Annotated in this window: 23 protein-coding genes and 1 tRNA gene; 8 read left to right on the forward strand and 16 right to left on the reverse strand. The window is 63.9% G+C overall.

Going from position 1 to position 22,003, the window contains the following annotated elements:
- Positions 1 to 108: 108 nt before the first annotated feature.
- Positions 109 to 1,545, forward strand: a complete 1,437-nt coding sequence (locus G471_RS0115980; protein WP_028996218.1) for a DEAD/DEAH box helicase — start codon at positions 109 to 111, stop codon at positions 1,543 to 1,545.
- A gap of 43 nt (positions 1,546 to 1,588) precedes the next feature.
- On the opposite strand, the gene G471_RS0115985 is transcribed toward G471_RS0115980, so the two are convergent.
- The 5 genes from G471_RS0115985 to G471_RS0116005 are packed head-to-tail and all read right to left on the reverse strand — an operon-like array spanning position 1,589 to position 7,072.
- Positions 1,589 to 2,386 carry a PP2C family protein-serine/threonine phosphatase gene (locus G471_RS0115985; RefSeq protein ID WP_028996219.1) on the reverse strand — a complete coding sequence of 266 codons (798 nt, stop codon included), beginning with the start codon at positions 2,384 to 2,386 and terminating at the stop codon, positions 1,589 to 1,591.
- 36 nt (positions 2,387 to 2,422) lie between these two features.
- On the reverse strand, positions 2,423 to 3,310 hold the full coding sequence (locus tag G471_RS0115990; protein ID WP_051295554.1) for an HDOD domain-containing protein: 888 nt from the start codon (positions 3,308 to 3,310) through the stop codon (positions 2,423 to 2,425).
- Positions 3,307 to 4,536, reverse strand: coding sequence for a glycolate oxidase subunit GlcF (gene glcF / locus G471_RS0115995; RefSeq protein WP_028996221.1), 1,230 nt, complete (start codon positions 4,534 to 4,536; stop codon positions 3,307 to 3,309). Before glcF ends, G471_RS0115990 begins: the two co-directional genes overlap by 4 nt.
- The gene (gene glcE, locus G471_RS0116000; protein ID WP_028996222.1) at positions 4,536 to 5,591 is read right to left on the reverse strand and encodes a glycolate oxidase subunit GlcE; all 1,056 of its coding nucleotides are present in this window, start codon (positions 5,589 to 5,591) and stop codon (positions 4,536 to 4,538) included. The genes glcF and glcE overlap by 1 nt, the downstream gene beginning before the upstream one ends.
- Positions 5,591 to 7,072, reverse strand: a complete 1,482-nt coding sequence (locus tag G471_RS0116005) for an FAD-linked oxidase C-terminal domain-containing protein (RefSeq protein ID WP_028996223.1) — start codon at positions 7,070 to 7,072, stop codon at positions 5,591 to 5,593. The genes glcE and G471_RS0116005 overlap by 1 nt, the downstream gene beginning before the upstream one ends.
- A gap of 129 nt (positions 7,073 to 7,201) precedes the next feature.
- On the opposite strand from G471_RS0116005, the gene G471_RS18525 reads away from it, so the two are divergent.
- Entirely contained in the window at positions 7,202 to 8,479 is a 1,278-nt protein-coding gene (locus tag G471_RS18525) for a GGDEF domain-containing protein (protein WP_028996224.1), read from the forward strand.
- Here G471_RS18525 and hyi read toward each other — a convergent pair.
- The gene (hyi, locus tag G471_RS0116015; protein ID WP_028996225.1) at positions 8,476 to 9,261 is read right to left on the reverse strand and encodes a hydroxypyruvate isomerase; all 786 of its coding nucleotides are present in this window, start codon (positions 9,259 to 9,261) and stop codon (positions 8,476 to 8,478) included. The genes G471_RS18525 and hyi overlap by 4 nt on opposite strands.
- 61 nt (positions 9,262 to 9,322) lie before the next feature.
- Between hyi and G471_RS0116020 the strand changes: the two genes are divergently transcribed.
- Positions 9,323 to 9,916, forward strand: a complete 594-nt coding sequence (locus G471_RS0116020) for a cob(I)yrinic acid a,c-diamide adenosyltransferase (RefSeq protein ID WP_051295559.1) — start codon at positions 9,323 to 9,325, stop codon at positions 9,914 to 9,916.
- Positions 9,917 to 9,974: 58 nt separating this feature from the next.
- Positions 9,975 to 10,199, forward strand: a complete 225-nt coding sequence (locus G471_RS0116025; RefSeq protein ID WP_028996227.1) for a hypothetical protein — start codon at positions 9,975 to 9,977, stop codon at positions 10,197 to 10,199.
- A 154-nt stretch (positions 10,200 to 10,353) separates the two neighbouring features.
- Here G471_RS0116025 and G471_RS0116030 read toward each other — a convergent pair.
- Positions 10,354 to 10,441 (reverse strand) — tRNA-Ser (locus tag G471_RS0116030).
- A gap of 125 nt (positions 10,442 to 10,566) precedes the next feature.
- Here G471_RS0116030 and G471_RS0116035 point away from each other — a divergent pair.
- Positions 10,567 to 11,259: a Bax inhibitor-1/YccA family protein gene (locus G471_RS0116035; RefSeq protein WP_028996228.1), complete on the forward strand. Its 693-nt coding sequence runs from the start codon at positions 10,567 to 10,569 to the stop codon at positions 11,257 to 11,259.
- A 42-nt stretch (positions 11,260 to 11,301) separates the two neighbouring features.
- Here G471_RS0116035 and rlmD read toward each other — a convergent pair whose 3' ends face one another.
- The gene (rlmD, locus tag G471_RS0116040) at positions 11,302 to 12,600 is read right to left on the reverse strand and encodes a 23S rRNA (uracil(1939)-C(5))-methyltransferase RlmD (protein WP_028996229.1); all 1,299 of its coding nucleotides are present in this window, start codon (positions 12,598 to 12,600) and stop codon (positions 11,302 to 11,304) included.
- A 235-nt stretch (positions 12,601 to 12,835) separates the two neighbouring features.
- On the opposite strand from rlmD, the gene G471_RS0116045 reads away from it, so the two are divergent.
- Positions 12,836 to 13,087: a hypothetical protein gene (locus G471_RS0116045; protein WP_028996230.1), complete on the forward strand. Its 252-nt coding sequence runs from the start codon at positions 12,836 to 12,838 to the stop codon at positions 13,085 to 13,087.
- A 98-nt stretch (positions 13,088 to 13,185) separates the two neighbouring features.
- Here G471_RS0116045 and bamC read toward each other — a convergent pair whose 3' ends face one another.
- The 5 genes from bamC to G471_RS0116070 all read right to left on the reverse strand — a co-directional run bounded on the left by bamC (position 13,186) and on the right by G471_RS0116070 (position 17,891).
- The gene (gene bamC / locus G471_RS0116050; RefSeq protein WP_028996231.1) at positions 13,186 to 14,319 is read right to left on the reverse strand and encodes an outer membrane protein assembly factor BamC; all 1,134 of its coding nucleotides are present in this window, start codon (positions 14,317 to 14,319) and stop codon (positions 13,186 to 13,188) included.
- Between the two features lie 15 nt (positions 14,320 to 14,334).
- On the reverse strand, positions 14,335 to 15,213 hold the full coding sequence (gene dapA, locus G471_RS0116055) for a 4-hydroxy-tetrahydrodipicolinate synthase (RefSeq protein WP_028996232.1): 879 nt from the start codon (positions 15,211 to 15,213) through the stop codon (positions 14,335 to 14,337).
- Positions 15,214 to 15,290: 77 nt separating this feature from the next.
- The gene (tilS, locus tag G471_RS18100) at positions 15,291 to 16,268 is read right to left on the reverse strand and encodes a tRNA lysidine(34) synthetase TilS (RefSeq protein ID WP_051295555.1); all 978 of its coding nucleotides are present in this window, start codon (positions 16,266 to 16,268) and stop codon (positions 15,291 to 15,293) included.
- A complete protein-coding gene (locus G471_RS0116065; RefSeq protein ID WP_028996233.1) occupies positions 16,237 to 17,205 on the reverse strand; it encodes an acetyl-CoA carboxylase carboxyltransferase subunit alpha in 969 nt (322 codons plus the stop codon). Before G471_RS0116065 ends, tilS begins: the two co-directional genes overlap by 32 nt.
- A gap of 59 nt (positions 17,206 to 17,264) precedes the next feature.
- Positions 17,265 to 17,891 (reverse strand): DNA-3-methyladenine glycosylase family protein, encoded by a 627-nt coding sequence (locus tag G471_RS0116070; protein WP_028996234.1) that lies wholly within the window; start codon positions 17,889 to 17,891, stop codon positions 17,265 to 17,267.
- A 27-nt stretch (positions 17,892 to 17,918) separates the two neighbouring features.
- On the opposite strand from G471_RS0116070, the gene G471_RS18530 reads away from it, so the two are divergent.
- Complete coding sequence (locus G471_RS18530) at positions 17,919 to 19,079, forward strand: EAL and HDOD domain-containing protein (protein WP_051295556.1); 1,161 nt, start codon at positions 17,919 to 17,921, stop codon at positions 19,077 to 19,079.
- Here the strand turns inward: G471_RS18530 and G471_RS0116080 are convergent, their stop codons facing one another.
- Positions 19,080 to 19,721, reverse strand: coding sequence for an MBL fold metallo-hydrolase (locus tag G471_RS0116080; RefSeq protein WP_028996235.1), 642 nt, complete (start codon positions 19,719 to 19,721; stop codon positions 19,080 to 19,082). It lies immediately after the preceding gene.
- A 113-nt stretch (positions 19,722 to 19,834) separates the two neighbouring features.
- Here G471_RS0116080 and G471_RS0116085 point away from each other — a divergent pair, with 113 nt between their 5' ends.
- A complete protein-coding gene (locus G471_RS0116085) occupies positions 19,835 to 20,671 on the forward strand; it encodes an HDOD domain-containing protein (protein WP_028996236.1) in 837 nt (278 codons plus the stop codon).
- On the opposite strand, the gene G471_RS19585 is transcribed toward G471_RS0116085, so the two are convergent.
- Together G471_RS19585 and G471_RS0116095 are read right to left on the reverse strand one after the other, a co-directional pair.
- Positions 20,659 to 20,793, reverse strand: coding sequence for a hypothetical protein (locus G471_RS19585; protein WP_281170412.1), 135 nt, complete (start codon positions 20,791 to 20,793; stop codon positions 20,659 to 20,661). The two genes, G471_RS0116085 and G471_RS19585, sit on opposite strands and share 13 nt — an antisense overlap.
- Complete coding sequence (locus tag G471_RS0116095; protein WP_028996237.1) at positions 20,790 to 21,995, reverse strand: MFS transporter; 1,206 nt, start codon at positions 21,993 to 21,995, stop codon at positions 20,790 to 20,792. Before G471_RS0116095 ends, G471_RS19585 begins: the two co-directional genes overlap by 4 nt.
- Between the last annotated feature and the right edge of the window lie 8 nt (positions 21,996 to 22,003).

The following is a 22,003-nucleotide window of genomic DNA, read 5'->3' on the forward strand; positions in this document are numbered from 1 at the left end:
TCGCCCGATATGCAGGCGCCTTCGCGGGTATAATTCCGGCCCATGTCTGAAATCAATACGTTAGCTGACAACACGGTCAGCCCCCCGCCTGCGGAAGCAGTCCCAGAAATCACCTTCGCCGACCTCGGCCTCGCGCCCGAGTTGCTGCGCGCCCTCAACGACATGGGCTACAGCAAGCCGACGCCGATCCAGGCCAAGGCCATCCCGCTCGTCGTCAGCGGCAAGGACATCATGGGCGGCGCCCAGACCGGCACCGGCAAGACCGCCGCGTTCACGCTGCCCATCCTCCAGCGCATCCTGCCATTTGCCAGCAGCAGCCCGTCGCCGGCCAAACATCCGGTACGTGCGCTGATCCTGGCACCGACGCGTGAACTGGCACTGCAGGTGTTCGAATCGGTCAAGGCTTACAGCAAGCACACACCGATCCGCGCCATGTGCGCCTTCGGCGGCGTCGATATCAAGCCGCAAATCGCCGAACTGAAAAAAGGCGTCGAAGTCCTCGTCGCCACGCCGGGCCGACTGCTCGACCACGTCGAATCGAAGAGCGTCAGCTTCAACTCGGTACAGGCGCTGGTCCTCGACGAAGCCGACCGCATGCTCGACATGGGTTTCATCCCGGACGTCACCCGCATCCTGAACATGCTGCCGGCGCAACGTCAGAGCCTGCTGTTCTCGGCGACCTTCTCGGAAGAGATCAAGAAACTCGCCGACACCATGCTGCAGTCGCCAGTGCTGGTCGAAGTCGCCCGCCGCAATCAGGTTTCCGACACCATCACTCACCGCGTGCATCCGGTCTCCGAATATGGCAAACGCGGCCTGCTGACCAAGCTGCTCAAGTCCGGTGAGATTCGCCAGTGCATCGTCTTCATGCGCACCAAGCAGGGCTGCTCGCGCCTGACCCGTGAACTGCAGCGCGCCGGCATCAAGGCTGACGCCATTCACGGCGACAAGAGCCAGCTCGACCGGATCAAGGCGCTCGACGCTTTCAAGGCTGGCGACACGCATGCCCTGATCGCCACCGATGTCGCCGCCCGCGGCCTCGACGTGGACGACCTGCCCTACGTGATCAATTACGAACTGCCGCATACTCCGGAAGACTACGTACACCGCATCGGCCGGACCGGTCGTGCCGGCAAGACGGGCAACGCCATCTCGCTGGTCAGCGTACACGAAGTCGTGTACCTGATGGATATCGAGAAGCTGATCAAGCGCCCGATCGAACAGGTTGAAGTGGCCGGTTTCGAACCGGAACCGGAATACGAATACCCGCCGGGAAACAAGAAGAAGCGTACGCCGCCGCCCAAGGCACCGCTAGCCACCCGGCCGGAACGCAGCGAGCGTAGCGAACGCCGGGACCGTCCGGAACGCCCCCGGCGCAACCCGATGATCGCCGCCGACGGCTTCGACTTCAGCAAGCCCTATGAATCCACACCCCAACCCCACGGTGAAGTGCCAGATTCGCCCACGGCCCCGGCCAAGGCTGATCCGCACAAGCCGAAACGGGTGGTGGCGGCGCTGCTCGGCGGCCTCGGCCGAAAAGGCTGAGCCTCCCCGGAATGAAAAAAGCGGCCTGCGGGCCGCTTTTGCGTTAACTCGACGTACGCGGCACGAAGCCGGCTGGCGGCCGACTTTTTGGCACCTCGATCTCCAGCAGGCGGATGACGGCCAGCGAGAGATTGTCACCGCTACCGGCCGCTCGCTGGCGCGCCAGTTCGATGATCTTCTCGCAGGCCTTGCGCGCTGAATTCTGCTTGAGCAGGGCGCCCATTTCGGCTTCGTCGAAGTAGGCCCAGATACCATCCGAACACAGCATGAAACTGTCGCCGGGGCGCAGGTCATCGGTATCGCCGAAATCGAAGCGCGGTTCGTCCTGGCCGCCCAGTGAAGTCATCAACACGTTGCGGTTGGGATGGGTTTCCGCCTGCTCCGGCGTGATCTTGCCGATAGCCACCAGATGCTCGACAAAGGAGTGGTCCACGGTACGACCGAGCAACTGGCCATCGCGGAAGCGATAAAGACGACTGTCGCCGCAATGTCCCCAGGTCACCCGCCCCGGTTGCAGCAGCATCATTACCGCCGTGCTGTGCGGATCCTTTTCGTTCATGAAGCGGGAGGCCTTGATCATCGTGTGCGCTTCGCGCATGCTGTTTTCCAGCAGCCAGCGGGCACTTTCCTCGGCCGGCGCAAAATGATCAAGGTTGTTCTTGGTGGTGTGAATCACCTGCTCTGCCGCCAATGCCCCACCAGTATGACCGCCCATGCCGTCAGCCACGACCGCCAGGGCCACACCTTTGCTGCGCGCATGCGGCAGGATGGCAACACGATCCTGCTGCTCCTTGCGATCCCCCTGGTGCTGGGCTGCGCATGCGTCAACGGCGATAGGCATCAATCCTCCTCCAAGCCGCGAAGATTAGCATGAAAGTCATACGGCGGCCGTCGCACCATAGCGCTCCAGGACGACATCGACGAACTCGGGCAGCGCATCCTCACTCAAGCCAAGCTCTGGCAGAACCTGGGGCTTGGCCAGATCCCAGTCGGGATTGGGAACACGCTGATCGCGGGCATGAAGTTCAATCGCCAGTTGCAGGATGGCGACCATGCTGCGCGCTTCGTGATCGCCCAGTTCCAGCATCGAATGCTGGTAACGGATGGCGTTGCAGATGAAGTCCGGCAGGCACCAGTGGCGAGCGATCAGGTAGCCGACCACAGCGTGATCGGTATTGAACTTGCGATCCTCTTCCTGCCAGTTGGTCCAGTGCCCCGGTGTACCCAGCCGCAGCTCCCGGCAATAACTGGGAAAGCGCTGCAGCAGCAGCGGCACGCCGCAAGCGTGGAAAATGCCGGCCAGATAGGCCTGATCGGGAAACAGGTTGCAAACCGCCACGCGCTCGTCGGCGATCAGCATCGCCAGCTCGCCCACGGCCTGCGAACGCGCCCAGAAAGCCTCATAGACACGCTTGTCGGAAGCCATGCCGACGTTACGCAGGGCAATCGCCTGAATCAGGTTACAGGTTTGCTCGACACCGACCGCATGCAGTATCTGCTCGACCGAGTCGAAGGGCTGATGCTTGCGGTAAGCGGCATTACCGACCACCTTGAACAGCATCGCCGTCAGCCCCGGATCCTGGTTGATGGTCCTGGCCAGCGGGCGAACGTCGAGCTCCTGGCGCGCGATCAGTTTGCGCAACTCGTTGAGGACGCGGGGCTGCGCCGGAATGCGGATCCCGCCGTCAAGCACGCGCTTGACCCTGGCGGCATCCTGCTCGCCGAGCCCGGCGCTGATTTCCCTGATTGTCGGTTGCTTGCTCATCCGATTGCCTCATCCATCAATTCGATCCAGTGCCGCACGGGCAGCGATGCCCCGGCCTGCAGGTGTGTCAGACAGCCGATATTCGCGGTCGCGATCACGGCCGGTGCGCCCGCATTGAGCGCAGTCAATTTGTTGTCACGCAGTTGGCCGGCGATTTCCGGCTGCAGGACCGAATAGGTACCGGCCGAGCCGCAGCACAGGTGGCCGTCGGCGACCGATGTCAGGCAATAGCCGGCAGACCTCAGCAAGCCCTCGACCACGCCCCTGATTTTCAACCCATGCTGAAGTGTACACGGAGAATGGAAGGCCAGCTTGCCGCGCTCGGCCGGCACCAGCAGATCGGCAAGTCGTGCGGCCTCGCCGGCCACCACTTCGGAGGGGTCGCGGCACAGCGCGCTGATCGTCGCGGCTTTTTCCGCGTAAGCCGGATCATCGGCGAGCAAATGGCCGTAGTCGCGCACCTGGACGCCGCAGCCGGAGGCGGTGACAACGATGGCCTCGACCCCGGCTTCGACATGCGGCCACCAGGCGTCGATATTGCGCCGGACATCTGCCTTGGCGGCGGATTGGTCGTTGAGGTGGTGGCGCACGGCGCCGCAGCAACCGGCCTTCTTCTCTTCGAACAATTCGATACCGAGCCGTCCGAGCACGCGGGCGGTCGCCGCGTTGATGTTCGGTGCCAGCACCGGCTGGACACAACCGGCTAGCGCCAGCATACGCCGGCCATGCTGGCCATTCGCCGGCCACGGTTTGGCCTCGACCGGCGCCGGTGGCAGCTTGTCGGCAAGCGCCGACGGCAGCAGCGGCTTGAATACACGGCCGAGCGCCACGGCAGCGCCGAACAGGGCCGGCTCGGGCAGCACGGTTTTCAGCAGCGCGCGCGGCAGTGCCTCACGGACCGGCCGCTGCAGCTTGTCCTCGACGAGTTGGCGACCGATGTCTAGCAGATGACCGTAGTCGACACCGGACGGGCAGGTCGACTCGCAGGAGCGGCAAGTCAGGCAGCGGTCGAGGTGAAGCCGGGTCTTTTCGCTGACTGGCTGACCTTCGAGGAGCTGCTTGATCAGGTAGATGCGACCGCGCGGCCCGTCGAGCTCGTCGCCGAGCAACTGGTAGGTTGGGCAGGTGGCGGTGCAGAAACCACAGTGCACGCACTTGCGCAGAATCTCGCCGGCCACCTGGCCGGCGTGCGTGTCGCGGTATTCGTCGGCGATCCGGCAGTCCATCAGAACTCCGCGTAAAGTCGGCCGGGGTTAAGGATGCCGGCCGGGTCGAAGACCTTTTTCAGACGCCGGTGCAGCGCGAGCAGTGCCGGTGGCAGTGGCGTGAACGGATCGACACGGCAGCGCAGCGATTCCGGTGCCCGGTACAGCGTCGCGTGGCCGCCGGCCGCACTGGCGGCAGCACGGATCGCCGCCGCGTCGATCTCACCGGCGTACCAGCGCAAGGCACCGCCCCATTCAATTGCCTGCAGGCCGTCGACCGCCAGGGTCGGCGCGGTGGATGGCAGGGCGACCCGCCACAGCACCGGCGCCACGAAAGCGGCGTGGCGCTGTTCGCGGATGTCTTCCCAGATACACCCGGCATCCGCCAAGGCCTTGCCGCCCAGCTTGCGCGCCGCCGCGTCGACCGCCGCCGCCGCGCCGGACAGGCGCAGCCACAGCCGCCCCTCGTGCCAGAACGAGGCCGACACCGGCAGCGGTTGCGCGCCCCAGTCGTTCAGCCGGCGCACCGCCTCGTCGGCGGCGCAGGCGAATTCCAGCGTCGTCTCGGCAACCGGCTTCGGCAGCACCTTCAGCGTCGCCTCGGCGATCACGCCGAGCGTCCCCAGGCTGCCGGCGATCAGCCGCGAGACGTCGTAGCCGGCGACGTTCTTCATCACCTGGCCGCCAAAATTGAGCACCTGACCGCGCCCGTCGACCAATTTGACGCCGAGCACGAAGTCACGCACCGCCCCCGCCTGCATGCGGCGCGGTCCGGACAAGCCGGCGGCGACGCAGCCGCCAAGCGTCGCCCCGGCGAAACGCGGCGGCTCGCAGGCCAGCATCTGGCCATGTTCGGCCAGCGCGGCCTCGATCTCGGTCAGCGGCGTGCCGCATTTCGCGGTGACGTAAAGCTCGGTCGGCTCGTAATCGACGATGCCGCGATGGCCGGACAGGTCGAGCACCTCGCCGGCCAGCAGGCCGCCGTAGAAATCCTTGCTGCCGGCGCCGCGCAGGCGCAGCGGCGTGTGCCCGGCGTGGGCGGCGCGGACAGCGGCGACGATTTCGTCCAGCGTCATCAGAAGCGCTCCAGGTCGGGGAATTTCAGTTCGCCGCGATGCACGTGCATGCGCCCGTATTCGGCGCAGCGGTGCAGGCTGGGGATCGCCTTCTCCGGGTTGAGCAGGCGCTTGTCGTCGAACGCCGCCTTGACCGCATGGAAGGTTTCCAGCTCAGGCGTCGCGTACTGCACGCACATCTGGTTGATTTTCTCGATGCCGACGCCGTGCTCGCCGGTGATCGAACCGCCGAGTGCCACCGACAGTTCCAGGATTTCGGCGCCGAAGGCCTCGGCCTTCTCCCAGTCGCCGGGCTTGGACATGTCGTACATGATCAGCGGATGCAGATTGCCGTCACCGGCGTGAAAGACGTTGGCGCAGCGCAGGCCGTACTTCGTTTCCATGGCGGCGATGGCCGCCAGCATCTCGGCCAGGCGCTTCCGCGGAATCGTGCCGTCCATGCAGTAATAATCCGGCGTGATCCGGCCGACTGCCGGAAACGCCGCCTTGCGCCCGGCCCAGAAGCGCAGGCGCTCGACTTCCGACTGCGAGACGCGCAGATCGCGGGCGCCGCAGCCGGTCAGCACCGCGCGCACACGGGCAATTTCTTCGGCGACTTCTTCCGGCGTGCCGTCGGACTCACACAACAGGATGGCCGCGGCGTCGAGGTCGTAGCCGGCCTTGACGAAGGGCTCGACGGCGGCGGTCGCCGGTTTGTCCATCATTTCCAGCCCGGCCGGGATGATGCCGGCGGCGATGATCGCGGCGACCGCGTCGCCGGCCTGGGCGACGTCGTCGAACGAGGCCATCACCACCTGGGCAAGTTCCGGCTTCGGCACCAGCTTCACGGTCACTTCGGTGACCACGCCGAGCAGACCCTCGGAGCCGATGCACAGGGCCAACAGGTCGTAGCCGGGGGCATCCGGCGCGCCCGAGCCGATCTCGAAAATCTCGCCCTCGATGCTGACCATCCGGATGCGCAGCACGTTGTGCACGGTCAGGCCGTACTTCAGGCAATGCACGCCGCCCGAGTTCTCGGCGACGTTGCCGCCGAGCGTGCAGGCGATCTGCGACGAGGGATCGGGCGCGTAGTAGAGGCCGAACGGCGCCGCCGCTTCCGACACCGCCAGGTTGCGCACGCCGGGCTGGACGACGGCGGTACGGCTGTCGCGGTCGACCTTGAGGATGCGGTTGAAACGCGCCAGCGACAGCACGACGCCCTCGGCATGCGGCATCGCGCCGCCGGACAGGCCGGTGCCGGCGCCGCGGGCGACCACCGGCACGCCGAGCTGGTGGCAGGTGCGCAGCACATCAACCACCTGACCTTCGTTCTCCGGCAGACAGACCGCCAGCGGCATTTCACGGTAGGCGGTGAGGCCGTCGCATTCGTAGGGGCGCAGGTCCTCGTCCTCGACCAGCAGGCAATGGACAGGCAGGATGTTTTTCAGACGTCGAACCAGGGTGGCTCGATCGGGCTGGATACCGGCAACTGATCGACTCATGGGAGGCATTTTAAACCCGACGAAAACAATGCGGCACTCGGGAAAGCCATTAGGTCAGCGCAAAACTTTACGAAAGCAATCAGGCCGCCTCTGTACAATCAAAAAAAACAATAAAACACAGGAGAGCCCATGATCGACTGGAAATCGCCGGACAACCGGCATTTGCTTGAACGACTGCTGCTGGGACTGGACCGTCGCATCGACACCGATCCGCCGGACGAGGTGTTCGCCATCGAAAGCACCAACATTGCCTGGCCACACATCAAGGATTGCCTGCACGGCACCCTGCGCACCGGCGATGAAAGCCACTGCCTGGCGATGATCCGCCAACTCGCCGCCACCGATACCCCGTTCATGCTTTTCGCCCACCAGTTCGGCGTGCTGCGCAACCTGATCCTGGGCCAGACACTGGACGAAGGCGCCATCGAGACTGCGCGCCACGTCATGCAGTTGTTCGGCGAAATGGAAGAGAGCTTCGCTGCCGCCTACCTGGAGGTCTTCCTGAACCGCCTGGGCACCCGGAATCACCTGCGACTGAGCCATATTCGTGCGCTCAGCGACAAGAACCTGCTCGCCTATTTCGAAGCCCATCTCGAATGGATGGCCCGACTGGTCGAAGCCGTGAGCCAACGCGAACCGCCAGGCATGCCGGAACTCGACCCGACCCGCTGCGAATTCGGCCGCTGGCTGGAAAACGACGGCGCCCGCCTGATCCGCGATCGCAGCCACATTGCCCAGATCCGCGACCTGCATGCGGCGATGCACCACGTGGTCACCGAGGTCGGCAGCATCATGAACCACCCACGTGCCAGCGGCCCCGTTTATGCCCTGCTCAAGAAGGCCGAAAGCTACTCGCTGGAGCTCGGACACGAAATCTCGCTGCTCAACAGCATCGTCATCATGAGCGTCTACAGCAAGGATCCGTTGACCGGTTTCCTCAGCCGCCGCTTCCTCGACCGGGTGCTGGTCAACCAGATGGAAATCGCCAAGGCGACCGAATCGCCGTTTTCCATCATCATGTTCGACCTCGATCATTTCAAGCGGCTCAACGACGACCATGGGCACCAGACCGGCGACCTGGCCCTCGAGCACATCGCCGGCATCGTCCGCGACAGCCTGCGCCAGTCCGACCTGATCTTCCGCTACGGCGGAGAGGAATTCATGCTGGTCGCGCCGTCGACCTCGCTGGCCCAGGCCCACATCATCGCTGAAAAGCTGCGCCAGCGCATTGCCGGAACACCGCTGCCCTACGAGCCACCATTGACCCTGACCGCCAGTTTCGGCGTCACCGAGATCGCCCCCGGCACCTACGAGGTCGTCGATAGCCGGCTCGTCCATGACGTCATCGCCGCCTGCGACGGCAAGCTTTACGCCGCCAAGAACAGCGGCCGCAACCGCGTACTCTAGCCGCCGGCCAGCCGCTCACGCCAGCCCAGCCCGGCCTCGGTCGCAGCCAGCGGCTTGTATTCGCAGCCGACCCAGCCCGCGTAGCCGAGCCGGTCGAGCAAAGCGAACAGGTAGGGGTAATGGATTTCGCCGGTGCCCGGCTCATGCCGCCCCGGATTGTCGGCGATCTGGATGTGGCCGATCCGGTCGAAATTGCTTTCGATGGTGCGAGCCAGGTCGCCCTGGATGATCTGGGCGTGATACAGGTCGAGTTGCAGGCGGACATTGTCGCAACCGATCCGGTCGAGCAGGCGCAAGGCCTGGCCGATGTCGTCGAGCCAGTACCCCGGCATGTCGATGCGGCTGTTGATCGGCTCGATCAGCACGTTCGCACCGATGCTCGCGAAACGCCCGGCGGCATGCCGCAGATTGGCGACGTAAGTGCTCTCCAGCACCGATTCGGCCAGCCCTGACGGCCTCAGCCCGGCCATGCAATGAACCTGCCGGCAATCGAGCGCCATCGCGTAATCAAGCGCCAGTTCGACGCCATCAACAAACTCCGCGCGCCGTTCCGGCAAGCAGGCCAGCCCCCGCTCGCCCTTTGCCCAATCGCCCGGCGGCAGATTGAACAGGACCTGCTCGACCTCGACTGCAGCGAGCCAGGCGGCCACCTCGCCAGCCGCCCAGTCGTAGGGAAACAGGTATTCGACCCCGGCAAACCCGGCGGCGGCCGCGCGGGAAAAGCGCTCGGAAAAAGGCGCATCGGCAAACAAAAAACTCAGGTTGGCGGCGAACTTTGGCATGGTGACGACAGTCAGTGCGTGGGCCGGAAAGTATAATTCCGGCAATACCAAGGAGAAGCGCGTGAGCGAAGAAAAGCAGCAAAACAGCGAATCGGAACGCAAGGGCAACCGCCTGTCCAAAATCGTGACCCGTACCGGCGACGCCGGCACCACCGGACTCGGCGACGGCAGCCGGACGACCAAGGACAGTCTGCGCATTGCCGCCATCGGCGATGTCGATGAACTCAATTCCGCACTCGGCCTGCTGCTCTGCGAGGAACTGCCGGACCCGGTCCGCAGCGTGCTGCACGACATCCAGCACGATCTGTTCGACCTTGGCGGCGAATTGTGTCTGCCCGGCATGGAGGTCATGAAACAGTCGCAAGTTGCCCGCCTCGAAGCCATTGTCGAGGATTTCAACAGCGACCTGCCGATGCTCAAGGAATTCATCCTGCCGGGTGGTACCCGCCCGGCCGCCCTCGCCCACCTGTGCCGCACCATCTGCCGCCGGGCCGAACGGGCCATGGTCGCCCTGCACCACGCGGAAGCCCTGTCCGAACCGGCACGCCGCTACATCAACCGCCTCTCCGACCTGCTGTTTGTCCTCGGCCGCAGCCTCAACCGCAGCGGCGGCCGTGGCGACGTGCTCTGGCAAAAGGGCCGGACCGCTGCATGAGGCTTGATCCCGACCCGGCTACGGCAGCATAATCGGACACACTCCCGAGGCAGCAACCGTGTACCGCGTCGTCACCCAATACCGCAATGGCAGCACCCGGCCCGTCATCGAACGGGGGCCTTGGCACGCCACCCGGAAACTGGCGGAAGAATGGGCAGAAACCCTGCGGAATCATGGCTATACAGCCTACGTCGAATCACAGAACGGACTGATCGACGCCGGCACGGCGGCTGGCGGTAACGACAACTCGGACCTGATGAGCGCACTGGCGAGCATGGCCTGACCCCTGATTTCCGCCAGAAAAAGCGGAAGCATGACTTCCAAAATACCGTAGTAGACAATTTTGGCAGACAGGGTCTCAAGACCAGCCTGCTTGGGCAAGCTCTAGGCCAAGCCACCAGCAGCACGAAATAAAATTGTTTTATTTCAATAAGATATGGCGGGTCCGGTGAGATTCGAACTCACGATGGGTTTCCCCACGCCGGTTTTCAAGACCGGTGCATTCAACCGCTCTGCCACAGACCCGCAGAAGGCGCGCATGATATCACAGGGATTCGCGGCACCTCACCGGCAATCAGGGTTTGAAACTTGTGCGCCTCTCCGCTAGTCTTAGCCTTCGTTGAAACCAGACTGATGTGAGGCTAGCAACCATGACCACCAATTTCGAGATCGCCCGTCAAGGTGCCGGCAGTTTCGCCGCCCCGCAGAACCGTGTCCTGCGCAATACCTACATGCTGCTCGGCCTGTCGATGGTACCCACCGTCCTCGGCGCCCTGGTCGGCATCCAGATGGGCTTTTCCTTTTTCGCCGGCAGCCCGCTGATTTCCTTCGTGCTGTTCATGGCCATTGCCTTCGGCTTCATGTGGGGCATCGAGAAGAACAAGGATTCCGGCCTCGGCGTCGCGCTGCTGCTCGGCTTCACCTTCTTCATGGGCCTGATGCTGTCGCGCATCCTGCAATTCGCCCTGGGCTTCTCCAATGGCGGTTCGATGATCGCGCTGGCCGCCGGTGGCACCGGTGCCATCTTCTTCACCCTGTCCTCGATCGCCGCCACCAGCAAGCGGGATTTCACCGGCATGGGCAAGTTCCTGTTTGCTGGCGTCATTCTGGTTCTGCTGGCCATCGTCGCCAACATCTTCTTCCAGATCCCGGCGCTGTCGCTGGCGATCTCGGCGGCTGTCGTCGGCATCTTCTCGGCCTACATCCTGTACGACATCAGCCGCATCGTTCAGGGTGGCGAAACCAATTACGTCAGCGCCACTCTGGCGGTTTACCTGAACGTTTACAACGTCTTCGTCGGCCTGCTGCAACTGATCATGGCGCTGACCGGCGAACGCGAATAAGCTGCACCGCGTATAAACAAGGGCGGCCAAGGCCGCCCTTTTTCATGCCCGCTCGAAAAGTGCAATCGATTCGACGTGAGCGGTGTGCGGGAACATGTTGACGATACCCGCTGCGGCCAGTCGGTAGCCCTTGAGCGAAACCAGTACGCCGGCGTCACGGGCCAGCGTGGCCGGGTTGCAGGAAACATAAACCAGGCGACCCGGCGCATCGTCGCCGAGCGCCTTGCACAATTCAAGCGCGCCTTCGCGCGGCGGGTCGATCAGCATCTTGTCGAAGCGACCGAGTTTGGCCAGCGACTGCTCGGTGCACTCGAACAGATTGGCGACGCCGAACTCGACCCACTTGCCAAGACCGTTCGCCAGCGCCGCCTCGCGCCCGCGGGCAACCAATGCCGGGCTGCCTTCGATACCGACGACCGAGGCACCGCTGCGCGCAATCGGCAGGGTGAAGTTACCCAGGCCGCAGAACATGTCGGCGATCCGCTCACCCGGTTGCGGATCGAGCAGGCGTAACGCGCGGCGGACCATGACGCGATTCACCGCATGGTTGACCTGGGTGAAATCGGTCGGCCGGAAATCCAGTTCGAGATCGAACTCGGGCAGCGTGTAGGACAGGCGCGGCCCCGGTAATGGATGGAAGCGCCGGGCACTGTCCGGACCGGCCGGCTGGAGGTAGATCACCACGTCGTGACGATCGGCAAATGCCCGAACCGACTTCTCGTCGCCCCCGATCAGCGGCTGAAGGATACGGAAGACCAGCGTCGTACAGTGCTCGCCGACGGCCACTTCGATCTGCGGCAGACGATCGGCAACGCTCAGACCACCGATCAGCTCACGCAAGGGCATCAGCAAGTCGGAAACGTGAGGAGGCAGCACCAGGCAGCTGCGAATGTCAGCGATATAGCTACTGCGCCACTCATGGAAGCCGATCAGCATGCCACCGCGCGAATCGACCTTGCGCACGCCCAAGCGCGCCCGGTGACGGTAGCCCCAGGGCGCACCGTGGATCGGCGGCAGGATGGTTTCGGCACGAACGCGACCGATATGCCACAGGCTATCCTCCAGCACACGCTGCTTGGCGGCGATCTGCGCCGACGGCTCCATGTGCTGCATGGCACAGCCACCGCAGATGCCGAAATGCGGGCAAGCCGGTTCGACACGGGCGACCGATGGCTTCAGCACCCGCACCAGATGAGCCAGCTCGTACTTGGGCTTGCGCCGGAAACTGGCGTATTCGACGGTTTCCCCCGGCAGCGCACCATCGACAAAGATAGCCTTGCCATCCTCGCGAACGATGCCGCGCGCTTCGTGATCCAGCGATTCGACTTTGCCGACCGGCATGCCCACTCCCGTTAAAAGGCGAATTCTATCAACCACCTTTTCCCGACGCCATGCTCGGGGATCGCCCAGCGCACTGCAGCAATCGTGAAATTTTGTTCAAATGCCATCTTTAGCGTGACAATCGCGTATTGCGCTGCGTCGCAACATTTTTTTTGCGCTATAATTTTGTGCGGATCGGTTGAAGCCGACCTGATATATATCTCGAATTTTTGTTTCTTGTCGATAAGGAAATCTCATGAACAAGTCCCTCCTCGTTGCTGCTCTGATCGCCCTCGGCCTGACCGCTTGCGGTAAGAAGGAAGAGCCGGTTGTTGCCGCTCCGGCTCCGGTTCAAGAACAAGCTGCTCCGGCCGCTCCGGCTGCTGCTCCGGCTGACGCTGCTGCTCCGGCTGCTGCCCCGGCTGATGCCGCCGCCGCTCCGGCCGCTGCCCCGGCTGACGCTGCTGCCGCTCCGGCTGCTGCCCCGGCTGCTGAAGAAAAGAAGTAATTCTTTTCCAGTACCAATGAAAAACGGGGCTTCGGCCCCGTTTTTCATTTCCGCTGCCCAAACACCGATGGCCGAAGCCACCGGTGTCCTGCTGGAACTTACTGTAGTTGCTGCTGCAGCAGACCGAGAATCCGGCGTGCCGTCTCGGAGCGATCGACACCACCCTCGCTGGTCAGCACCTGCACCGTGGAGCTGCTGCCACCGCTGTTGCTGACGTGCACGCGATACTGCTCGCGCGACGTCGCCGACTTGTCGGACCCACGCCAGAATGCCAGCTTCGACAGCACACCATCCGGTTTCTTGCTGGCATTGTCGATCTCGGGATCAACGTAACGGACGAAATAGAGGCCAGCGGCACGGTCACGATCTTCAACGGTGAAACCGACCCGATCCAGCGCCAGACCGACGCGACGCCAGGCACGGTCGAAGCGGTCGAAGACTTCCAGCTTGCCGCCGCCATCCTCAGCCCCGGCGAGACGCGCCCGCGGCTCGGCCTTGGGGGTTGCCAGAGCAGCCTCCGCACGCTTGCCATCGGCGCCGAGACGGACCATCAGACGGCGCAGCATCTCCGCCTCAAGTTCGGGATCCGGCGCACGTGGTTGCCAGCGGGTTTCATCTTTGGACGAAGAGGTATATACCTCCTCCATCGCCCGGTGGCTGATGTAAATTTCAGTCGTTCCGGGTTGGCTGCCAGGCTCAAGACGGGTACGGAACTTGTCACGCTCGCCCGAGGAATAAAAAGATTCGATCAGACGCCCCAGAGTACTGCGGATGATATCCGACGGAATCTTGGCCCGGTTTTCCGCCCAGTCGGTTTCCATCACGCCGGCTTCTGGACGCTCGATATTGACGATGAAGCCGGTTTCCTGCCAGAAATCCTTGATCGTGTCCCACAAGGCATCGGCAGGCACGGCCGCAACCAACCAGCGCTGGCTGCCGGAACGCTCAACTCTCACCTTGTCCACTTCTGGCAGGACAAAAACCTGCCCGACCTGGGCCCCCGGTTGACGCTCGGCCGCATAGGCTGAGAAAGTGGCAGAGCCACGGCCGGCATCGTCGGGCACGAGATAGCGATCATCACGGCTGATCTGCGACAGGTCTGGCGGCACCTCAAGCGTCGGCACCTTGCCGGCAGATTTGTAATCGATCTTGCGTGACTCGGGTAGCATGCTGCAACCGGCGACAGCAACGGCGATGATGCTCAGGGTAAAACCGGAAATCCGACGATTCATCTTTTTCATACTCCGTCAGGCATTGATGCCAGCCTGGCGCATCGCGGCCAGTACGCGTGCCTGATTGGCTTCGGTCAACGGGGTCAGCGGCAGGCGGATACCTGCCGGCATCAGGCCCATGCGGCTGACCGCCCACTTGACCGGAATCGGGTTGGCCTCGCAGAACAGATCGCGGTGCAGGCCGAGCAGACGGAAATGAATCTCCTTGGCCTTGGCGACATCTCCGGCCGCCGCCGCAACGCACATTTCATGCATCAGGCGCGGCGCAACGTTGGCCGTCACCGAAATATTGCCGTGGAAACCCATCATGATCGACAGCACGCAGGTCGGGTCGTCGCCGCTGTACAGCGCGAAGCCCTTGGGCGCGCGCTGGATCAGGTCGTAGGCACGGTCCATGTTGCCGGTGGCGTCCTTGACGCCGACGATGCCGGGCACTTCGGCAAGGCGCAGGATGGTGTCGTTGCTCATGTCGGCAACGGTGCGCCCCGGCACGTTGTACAGCAGCACCGGCAGTTCGACGGCCTCGGCAACCGCCTTGAAGTGGCGGTACAGGCCTTCCTGAGTCGGCTTGTTGTAGTAGGGCACGACCGACAACGCCATGTCGGCACCGGCCTCCTTGGCAAAGCGGGTCAGTTCGATGGCTTCCGCCGTCGAGTTGGCGCCTGTCCCGGCGATCACCGGAATCCTGCCGGCAGCGTGATCGACGGTGAGCTTGATCAATTCGCAGTGTTCCTCGACATTGACCGTCGGCGACTCACCGGTCGTACCGACGACAACGATGGCATCGGTGCCTTCCTTGATGTGGAAGTCGACCAGATTGCGCAGGGAATTCAAATCGAGGCTGCCATCCTCGTGCATGGGCGTAACGATGGCGACAAGGGATCCGGTAATCATGGCCTGTATGCGTGAAATTAATCCGGTGATTGTAACTGAAGCCTTCCGACAGGGGAAAGGCGCTCGGTAACCAATTGTTATTCCTGTGGCAACCAGGCCAGCCGCCCCCGGGACAAGCGCATCCGTCCCGCCGGCAGGGACAGTTCCGGATGCCGGTCGGGCGCCGCACTGAGCAACTGGCGGGCAAACTCGCTCAGCCGGCCGGCCACCGGGACTTGCCAGCCCAGCATCTGCAGGCGCCAGCGCAGCAGGTTCTTCAGGCGCGCCATCGACAGGGTACGCAAGCCCGCCAGATCGGCCTGATCGCCGACTGCCACCGCCTGCCAGTCGGCCGCCGCCAGTTCATCGAGCAGGTCCGCCGCCTCGCGGAAATTGTCGGCGGCCCGCGCCAGCGCGGCCTCGGCGCCGGGAAAACGACCGGCGATCTCGGGCAGCACCCGATGGCGCAGGAAATTGCGCGAAAACCCGGTATCGGCATTGCTCTCGTCCTCGACCCAGTGCAGACCGAGCTCGCGGGCGCAGGCTTCGATCTCGGCCCGCGGTACACCAAGCAAGGGGCGCAGGATGCGCCGCCCCTGCCAGGCCCGTTGCTCGCGCATGCCGGCTGCGCCGGCAACGCCGCTGCCGCGCAGCAGATTGAACAGCACGGTCTCGGCCTGATCGCCGCGGTGCTGGGCCAGCAACAGGTTGCAAGCTGCGGGCAGATGCGCAGCAAATGCCGCATAACGGGCTTCGCGAGCTGCCGCTTCGACGCCGCAACCGCTGCTGCGGTCGACGACGACCCGGGCAACCGTAAGCGGAACGGCCAGTTGCCGGCAATAGTCATGACAGAATTGCGCCCACGCATCGGCATGCGGCGACAGTCCGTGGTGCACATGGATCGCGGAGATGCCCGCCGGCCAGCCCAGACGACCGAGGAGCGCGAGCAACAGCACCGAATCGCAGCCGCCGGACAAGCCGACGCAGATCGGCGCATCGCCGGCGCAGCGGTCGGCAACAAAGTCGCCGACCCGGGCGACCAGGTCAGGAAACGGCTTGTTCCTTGAACCGCCCATAGCTCATCAAACGCTCGTAGCGCTGGGCCAGCAACTCGTCGACCGGCAGGGCCGACAACTGCTTGAGGGATTCCTGCAGTGCCTTCTTGAGACTGGCCGCCATGGCGACATGGTCGCGATGGGCGCCGCCGGCCGGTTCGTTGACGATGCGGTCGATCAGCCCCAGGGTTTTCAGGCGCTGGGCCGTGATCCCCATGGTTTCGGCAGCGTCGGGGGCACGGTCGGCACTCTTCCACAGAATCGAGGCACAACCTTCCGGCGAGATCACCGAATAGGTCGAATACTGCAGCATCTGCACGGTATCGCCGACGGCGATGGCCAGCGCACCGCCGGAACCGCCTTCACCGATGATGGTGACGATCACCGGCACCTTCAGTTCGGCCATCACGTACAGGTTGCGGCCGATGGCTTCGGACTGGCCGCGCTCTTCGGCGCCGATGCCGGGATAGGCACCGGGCGTGTCGACGAAGGTCATCACCGGCAGGCCGAATTTTTCCGCCAGCTTCATCAGGCGCAGGGCCTTGCGATAGCCTTCCGGACGCGGCATGCCGAAGTTGCGATAGATCTTTTCCTTGGTGTCGCGACCCTTCTGATGGCCGATGACGACCACCGCCTGACCGTTGAAGCGGGCCAGGCCGCCGACGATCGCATGGTCGTCGGCAAAGGCGCGATCACCGTGCAACTCCTCGAAATCGGTGAAGATGTGCTGAATGTAGTCGAGCGTATACGGCCGCTGCGGATGGCGGGCCACCTGGGAAATCTGCCAGGGCGTGAGCTTGGCGTAGATGTCCTTGGTCAGTTGGGCGCTCTTTTTCTCCAGCCGCCCGATCTCCTCGGAGATATCGACGGCACTGTCGTCCTGGACGAAGCGGAGCTGTTCGATCTTGGCTTCGAGGTCAGCGATGGATTGCTCGAAATCGAGAAAACTAGTTTTCATGGACTGCTCGGTTCTGAAGTTGGCGCGCATTTTACCCCAAAGGGCAGACGCTCAATCGATCAGTACTCAACTGGCACCGGATCGAGGCTGCGCCAGAGATACCAGGTCGCCACCGAACGCCATGGCCGCCAGCGTTCGCCGAAATCCGCCAACACCTGTCGCGAGGGCTTCTCGCCGCTCAGGTAGTATGCGCCGACCGCCCGTTGCAGACCGATGTCGTCGAGCGGAAAGACATCGGGGCGCATCAGGTTGAAAATCAGGAACATTTCCGCCGTCCATCGCCCTATCCCGCGCACCCGGCACAATTCGGCGATCAATTCGGCATCGTCCTGATCGGCCCAGCCGACCGGATCGAGCCGACCATCGGCGAAGTGCGCCGCCAGATCGCACAGGTATTCGATCTTTCGCTGCGACAGCCCGCAACCCGCCAGCCCCGTCGTTCCCAAGCGCAGCACCTGTTCCGGCGCAACCGGCCCCAAACGCTCGACAAAGCGCGCCCAGACACTGTCGGCGGCCTTGACCGAGATCTGCTGACCGACGATGGATCGGGCCAGCGTGGCAAAAGGGTCGCCCCGGGAGACCAGCGAGGCATCGCCGTGGCGGGCAACCAACCCGGCCATCACGGCATCGCCCGCCGCCAACACGCGCGAAGCCTCCCCCCAATACGTCGGCGAATTTGCTAACATCCCGCAAAACTCCTGCAACGGCAGAACATGACATCCCAGGTCCACACCTTCATCCACCCCCTGCTCGACCCGGTCGATGCCTGCGGTGGCTACCTCGTCGAACTGTCCGCCAACGGTTCTGAAAATCATCAGGCCACAGAATACATCGTCCGACATTCGCTGCTCGACGCTTTCGACCACCGGCATCCCTGGTTTGTGCCGGCAGCGCCGCTGGACAGCGCCAGCCCGGCACGTCTGATCGCCACCTTTCATACCTGCCCGTCGGCCCAGCCCGACCCGCTGGAGAGCAGCCTGCGCCAGTCAAAGCGCAAGCTGGCGCTGGCGCTGGCCGCCAACGGCAAACTCCCGGCCAGCGGCGCCTGGGAATACCTGCTGATCACCCTCAGCCAGGCCAGGACCCTGCCCTCCTTCACCCTGCAGGGCCTGTCGGCAAGAACGATGATCGTCGCCACCGGCGTGCAGAATCACAGCGACCGCGACTGGGCACACGGCCACGCCTGCACCCTGTGCACCGGCGAATACCTGATGACCCGCGCCGCGCTCGGCAAAAAGGCCGACACCACGCGCCAGAAGATGTTGCAACTGATCTCCCTGATCGCTCAGGATGCCGACACAGCAGAACTCGACCAGATCTTCCGTCAGGAAACCAAGCTGTCCTACAGCCTGCTGCGCCTGGTCAACTCGGCCGCCATCGCCCCGCGCACGCCGATCACCAGCTTTGCCCAGGCCATCAACCTGCTTGGCCGACGACAACTGGAACGCTGGCTGCAACTGCTGATCTACGCCGACCCGGAAAACGATCATCACCCGAACCCCCTGCTCTACAAAGCAGCGATTCGCGGCCGGCTGATGGAATTGCTGTCTGTGGAACTAAGCCCTGCACCCGACCTGCCCAACCTGGCTGACGGGGCTTTCATGATCGGCAGCTTCTCGTTGCTGGATGTGCTGCTCAACATGCCGATGACGGAAATCCTGCAACAACTGCCGCTGGCCAGCACGGTCAACGCAGCGCTGGCGCACCATGGCGGCACCGCCGGCAAACTGTTGCTGGCACTGGAGGCTGCCGACCGCCGCAACCTGCCGGTCGCCACCGGCATTCTCGATGAACTGGGGATAGACCCGGCCCGCTTCGTCGATGCCCAGATGCAGGCACTGAGCTGGGCCGGCCGCATTCACACGGCCGCCTGATCAGCCAAACCGCCCGCTGAGGAAGGGGTTGTAGCGACGCTCCTCGCCGAGCGTCGACATCGGCCCATGGCCGGGGATGAAATCGACATCGTCGCCCAGCGCGAACAGCTTGTTCTTGATCGAGGCAATCAGCGTGTCGTGGTCGCCGCGCGGGAAATCGGTACGACCGATCGAGCCCTGGAACAGCACATCGCCAACCTGGGCCAGCTTGCTCGGCGCATGGAAGAAGACGACATGGCCAGGCGTATGGCCGGGGCAGTGCAGCACGTCGAGTTCGATGTCGCCGAAGCTGACCTTGTCGCCATCGTTGAGCCAGCGATCCGGCGTAAAAGCGGCCACCTCTGGAAAACCGAACATCCGGCTCTGCTGGGCCATGCCCTCGATCCAGAACGCGTCTTCCGCATGCGGCCCTTCGATCGTCACGCTGCAGCGTTCGGCCAGCGCGGCAACTGCGCCGGCGTGATCGATGTGACCATGGGTGACGAGGATTTTCGCCAGCGTCAGTTGCTCGGCTTCCAGCGCACGCAGGATGCGCTCGATATCGCCACCAGGGTCGATCACCACCGCCTGCCGGGTGTTTTCACACCAGAAAATGGTGCAATTCTGTTCGAAGGGCGTAACGGGAACGATCTGGTAACGCATGACGGACATCCGGAATTGATCAAGGGCTGCATTATTGCACGGGGTATCGCTTGCCCGCCGCGATGCCGCCACTTACACTCCGGGCCATACAGTCTTTCGCGGACATCGAGCGCATGATCGACCACCCTTTACCCGACCGGGACGCCTGGGTTCTGCTGTTCAGCAACAACAGCCTGCCCGTGCTGCGCGCGACCAAAAGACGGCTGGGCGAAATGCGCGAAGACCTCGACGATCTCGATGCCCGCGAACTGGCGCACCTGATCCTGCGCGACCCGATCATGACCGTACGCGTGCTGGCCTATATCCAGCCGTTCCGCGGCCGCTCGCTGCAGCACGACATCACGACCATTGCCGGCGCCGTGATGATGTCCGGACTGCTGCCCTTCTTCCGTCGTTTCGATAACCTGCCGAGCATCGAAGACGCACTCAAGGCGCACGACCCGCACGCGCTGCTCGGCGTCCTTCACGTCATCCGGCGCGCCCAGCGCGCTGCCGACTATGCACAGGACTGGGCGATCCGGCGCCAGGACATGAATCTCGAGGAAATCCGCATCGCCGCGCTGCTGCACGATCTGGCGGAAATCCTGGTGTGGTGTTTCGCCCCCAGCCTGGCGCTGGACATTCAAGCCCGGCAACAGGCGCAGCCAACGATGCGCAGTGCCGAAGCCCAATATCAGGTGCTGGGGCTGACCTATCAGGACATCCAGGTCGCGCTGTGCAAGGTCTGGCACCTGCCCGACCTGCTGTCCCTGCTGATCGACGACCAGCACCAGGATCAGGTCCGCGTACGCAACGTTTCGCTGGCCGTCCGCCTGGCCCGCCATTCGGCGCATGGCTGGGACGACCCGGCCCTGCCGGACGACTACCGCGACATCGGCGAACTACTGCACCTGACCCCGGATGCAGTTCGCCGGCACCTTGGCGTCCCGGACGACGATCAACCGCAATAGTTCAGATTGGTCCAGTCGAGCAGCAGTTCCGGCATCTGGTAGGCCATGAAGATGAGGGCCAGCAACACGCCGGCCAAGGCCAGCCCGACCCCGGCCAGGAACCAGCGCCATTGCGGTTTCATGCGGTCGCCGGCCGCAGCAGCGGCTTTTCATTGATCGGCCAGGAGCACAGCGCTGCCAGCACCGACAGCACGATGGCGATGATCCACGCCAGTTCGTAGGAACCGGTCTGGTCGAAGATGCGCCCGCCCAGCCAGGCACCGAGGAAGCTGCCGAGCTGGTGGCCGAGGAAGACGATGCCGGTCAGCATCGACATGTAGCGCAGGCCGAAGATCTGCGCCACCAGGCCGTTGGTCAGCGGCACCGTACCCAGCCAGAGGATGCCCATCACCGCCGCGAATACCCAGGCACTGACCGTGGTCAGCGGCAGCATCATGAAGATCAGGATGGCCACCGCCCGCGCCGCATAGATCAGCACCAGCAGGTTCTTCTTGCTGCCGCAGCCGCCGGCCCAGCCGAACAGGAAGGAACCGAAGATGTTGAACAGGCCGATCAGCGCCACCGCCGTCATGCCGACATTGGCGGTCAGGCCGCCGTCGACCAGGAAAGACGGCAGGTGCAGCATGATGAAGGCGGTCTGGAAGCCGCACACGAAATAGCCCCAGAACAGGTAATGGAAGCTCTTCTGGCCACCCGCCTCGCGTAAGGCTTGAGCAATCGACTGGCCGCCGCCGGCGGCCGGCTTGTGGCCATCGGCCATGGCATAGGCCAGCGGGGCGATCAGGCCGACCCCGCAAGCGAGCAGGACCAGCGCGCTCTGCCAGCCATAGGCGGTGATCAGCGCCTGACCGATGGGGAGCACGGCAAACTGGCCGAAGGAGCCGCCGGCGCTGGCGATGCCAAGCGCCAGGCTGCGTTTCTCGGGCGTCGTGTGCCGGCCGATGACGCCCATGATCACTGCGAAAGTCGTCCCCGACAGCCCAAGACCGATCAGGACCCCGGCCGTCAAGTCGAAGGTCAGCGGCGAGGCGGCCTGCGACATCAGCACCAGGCCGAGCACATAAAGCACGGCGGCACCGACCACGGTGCGTCCGGCACCATGGCGGTCGGCCAGCGCCCCGGCAAACGGCGAGGCCAGGCCCCAGATCAGGTTCTGCAGGGCAATGGCAAAGGAGAAGGTCTCCCGGCTCCAGCCGTGATCCAGGGTCATCGGTTGCAGGAACAGGCCGGCGGTGTGGCGCACGCCCATCGACAGGGTGAGGATCACGCAGCCAGCGATCAGGATGATCAGCGGCGTGCGCCAGGTGGGTTTGGTCAGGGTCATCGGTCTTC

Source organism: Azonexus hydrophilus DSM 23864, from assembly GCF_000429605.1.
Taxonomy (GTDB): domain Bacteria; phylum Pseudomonadota; class Gammaproteobacteria; order Burkholderiales; family Rhodocyclaceae; genus Azonexus; species Azonexus hydrophilus.